Source organism: Frankia sp. CcCS3 (genome assembly GCF_977927575.1).
Genome location: NZ_CDWRCL010000305.1, coordinates 1 through 3,764 on the forward strand (window position 1 = coordinate 1; position 3,764 = coordinate 3,764).

The 3,764-nt window shown below is 70.9% G+C and carries 2 protein-coding genes; one reads left to right on the plus strand and one right to left on the minus strand.

The window, feature by feature from the left end; genetic code table 11:
• Window positions 1-333 precede the first annotated feature (333 nt).
• Complete coding sequence (locus AC08OQ_RS18345; RefSeq protein WP_476602249.1) at window positions 334-975, plus strand: hypothetical protein; 642 nt, start codon at window positions 334-336, stop codon at window positions 973-975.
• Window positions 976-1,073: 98 nt separating this feature from the next.
• Here AC08OQ_RS18345 and AC08OQ_RS18350 read toward each other — a convergent pair whose 3' ends face one another.
• Window positions 1,074-3,716 carry an FUSC family protein gene (locus AC08OQ_RS18350; RefSeq protein WP_476602250.1) on the minus strand — a complete coding sequence of 881 codons (2,643 nt, stop codon included), beginning with the start codon at window positions 3,714-3,716 and terminating at the stop codon, window positions 1,074-1,076.
• Window positions 3,717-3,764 lie beyond the last annotated feature (48 nt).

Sequence of the window (3,764 nt, forward strand, 5' to 3'; positions counted from 1 at the left end):
AACCGTCACCCACAGCAAGATCGCTAAAGCAGGTGAATGTTTACCAGCTACGTCTCTCCTTACGCTGGCTCGGCCGGGCGCACCCGGCGAAGCAGGAAGATCCAGCCGGAATGTGGCCTGTGGGCCAGCCTCGGCTGCCGATTTGAGGGTATAGCTATCGCAAATGGCGGCGGATCACCTACCGGGACATGTACTCTCAACCGGCCTGGTCGGGTGGCCCGGGGGGATCGCACCCCCGGGCCACCCGACCAGGTTCCGGTCGGTCGATTTGACGCGTCCGGGCCCGCGTCCTTCTATAGCTTCATGACTATGGGTAGTCAGTTGATTCGAAAGGTGTTGCTGCCCGCCGTCGGGCTGGGGGTCCTGTCGGCGCTTGCCGCGGCACCCGCGGCCGCCGGCGGTGGCCGCGGCGGGCCGACGCCCGGCTCCGGCGCCGCGGAGACCTTCCTTCAAGCGACACTCATGCCGTTGAACCATTCCGGCGCCCACAGCACCGCTACCGCGATTCTGCGGGGCGACCAACTCACCATCTCGATCTCCAGTCGCGGGCTGGCGCCGGGTCTGCCGCACGCGCAGCACATCCATATCGGTGGCCGCCATGTCTGCCCACCGCCGGACGTGACCGGCACCGGCGTCCACGGCCACTTCCGGACCGTCGACGGCAAACCGTGGCGTGGCCCGGTCGCGGTGTCGCTGACCACGTCCGGCGACACCAGCCCGGCCAGCGAGGTGGCGGTGGCGAGGTTCCCGGTTGGGAATGCGACCTACCACCGCACGTTCACGGTCACCCCGGCGGTCGCCGCGCAGTTGCGGGCCGGTGAGGGCGTGATCGAACAGCACGGCGTCGACTTCAGCCACAACGGCCGCTACGACGGCCCCGGCCGCAGCGAGCTCAATCCGGCCCTGCCCGAGGAGGCAACCGACCCGGCGGCCTGCGGCAGGCTCGTCCCGACGGCCGGCGGCACGCCCAGGTGACCGGCGGCACGCTCAGGTGAACTGATCGACCGTCGTGGCGCAGGTGGGACACCTGCGCCACGACGGGCAATCGTAACGAAGTCGGCGAACGGATCGGTTCACCAGCGTGGCGTCCGGCGAGTCCGCCGGGGTCGTACGCCGGCCGCCCAGCCGCGGCTCCCAGCGGGGCCCTGGTGCACGAGCGCCATGCCCGCGTCGGTGAGCATCGGTTGCAGACCACGCAGGATGTCGAGATAGGTCGCGCGTGCTGCGAGCGCCACGCCGGCGCGCAGTTCCGGGCGTCGGTGCGCGGCGGCGCCATGACGCACCATGGCCAGCGCCGCCATGCTGGCCGAGCCGGGACTGGGGTTCGGGTCTGCCGGTGGCGGAGGCTTGCCGTCGCCGAGTGCCTCGGCGAACCGCAGGTACCAGTCGCACAGCTCGGTCGTCTCCACCATGACCGCTTCCTGGGCGGCGGCCAGATCGGGCAGCGCGGCGGAGATCTCCATGGTCGAGGCGATCATGCTGACGCCGCCCCCGGCCCGCAGGATGTCCGCCGGCCAGGGCACGTCGCCGGCGTGCAGCAGCTGCGCGGTCCGGCGCAGCCGCAGCGCCCCGCCGACGACGGTCATGAGCGCGTCGACCTCGAGCCGGCCGTCAGGCTGCTCCGACAGGTACTGACGGACCGCGTCGTCGAGCAGCCGCCCGGCGCGGATGGCATCGCGGGCCGCGGCGGCCACCTGCTGGTCCCGGCTGGGACGGCGGAGGGCCGCGTCGTCCGAGCCTGCGGTGTCGGCGCCCTCTGTTCGGGAGGTGTCGACTGTTCGGGAGGTGTCGACCCGGCTCACGAGCGCACCGATGGTATCTGCGGGGCCGTCCGGATGGTCCGACATATCGGTATAGGCCGGGTCCAGCCAGGGCGAGGTCCGCGGCCGGGCGCTGGGCGGATCGTCATCACCGGGTGCCCGCATGACGACCAGGGCGAGGAAGGCCGCGCCCATCCGGTAGGCCGCGGCGGCGCGACGCCGGATGACCGCAGCCGCTCCTCGCGGCCACAGCATCGCTCCCACGGCCAGGCTCACCCCGAAGCCGATCATGACGTCCTGAATGCGGACCAGCCCCACCCGCCAGCCTAACGGTTCAATGATATTGAAAAGGATGAGGATGGCGACGGTGAAGCCTGCCTGGCCCAGCGCGAAGGACGACTTCCGCCGCATGTAGCCGGCGACGAACACGGCCAGCGGCAGCGGCGGCCACAATATTACGGTGTGGGTGCCGATCAGGGCGACGAACAGGCCACCCACCACAATACCGATCCCGGTGCCCAGCAGGCCCCGCAGGATCGTCGAGCTGGTCGCCACCACGTTCGACCGCAGCACCGACAGGGTACCGAGCACCACCCAGAAGCCGTGCTGCACCTCGGTGTTCTGGGCCAGGGCGACAGCGAGGGCGAGTCCCACGGCGCCGCGGACGCTGTTGCGGAACCACACCGACCGGATGCTGGCATAGCCGGCGGCCAGATCGGTGGCGGCGACGCCTCGCCGGGTGAGCCGCCTTAGCCTGGCGGGCCAGCCCCGCGGCCGCACCCAGGAGCGCAGCGCCGGTGCCGGCGCGGTCACCTGCAGCACGTTCATCGCCAGCTCTCGGGTCCCCCGGGCCAGTCTGCGCAGCCGGAACGCCTCGGCGATCGCGAGGTCAGCCGACGGCTGCTCCGCCTCGGCGACCACGAGATCATCCGTCTTCTGGGCCGATCGGGCGGTCCACCTGTCAGCGTCCGGCGCCGGCCGGCTGCCTCGCCCCTCCAGGTAGTCCAGCAGGGCTGTGCGCATCCTCCGTTCAGCCCGCTCCAAACGGTCCAGGCCGGGCCGTGGACCGCGGTCGAGTCGATCGGCAGCGGCGGCGAGCGTGGCAGCGGCGGCGGTGTGGATCTCGGCAGCTTCGCGGGGGAAGCATGCCGCCGCGATCCGATTCCGGTCCGCACGCGGTTCGGCGAACGGGACCAACCAGTTGACGTCCACGACGAGATACCCCAGCGCCGCGGTGCGCCCGCCGACACCGCTGGGCCGGTGCGCGGTCTCGGCGAACCTGCGACGCAGGTGGAACACGTCGGTCCAGATCCGGGGAACTTCGTCCGCCCCGGTCCCGTCTGCCCCGGTCCCGTCAGACTGCGGAAAAGGCATGGTTGTCCACGCCACCCCGGCGGCCATCGACCGACACGCCTGAGCCAGTGCGGCACGCAGCCGTGTTGGGGGCCGCTCCGTCCACAGCACCATGGCCGCGGTGACGGCCACCACCATGGCGATCCCCCAGCCGGCGAGCCGTTCCGGAATGGCCGACACCGGGCCAGGCGTCATCACCGACAGGACGAAGGCCATCAGCGTGGCCCGTCCGGCGGCGGCGAAATACGCGTTGAGGACCCCGGAAAACAGCACGATCAGGGCGACCAGTGCGGTCACCGGCGCCGCCAGCCAGGGTGTCCGGGAGCACAGTGCGCCGATGACGATGAGCGAGACGGTGATAATCGCGAACGCGACGTAGGCCAACAGCCTGGTCTTGGTCGGCCCGGTGAAGTCGATGAACTCCAGCAGGGTGTAGGCGCCGAACCAGGCGAACAGGCTCAGCCGCACGTCCCCACCAGCCAGATAGGTGACGGCCAGCAGCATGGGGGCGACGAAGGCAACCCGGCCGGCCGCCTTGAGGTTGATCAGCCCGGGGTCGTCGGGGAACGCTCTGGTGAGCCGTCCCAGCCATCCGTCCTGCATCGGCCCCTCCATCTGCCCTGGACCATCGCCGTATCTACTAAACCGTCC

Coding starts and splice junctions, on each gene's coding strand:
- AC08OQ_RS18350 (WP_476602250.1), bottom strand. CDS start 3,716: ATGCAGGACGGATGGCTGGGACGGCTCACCAGAGCGTTCCCCGACGAC.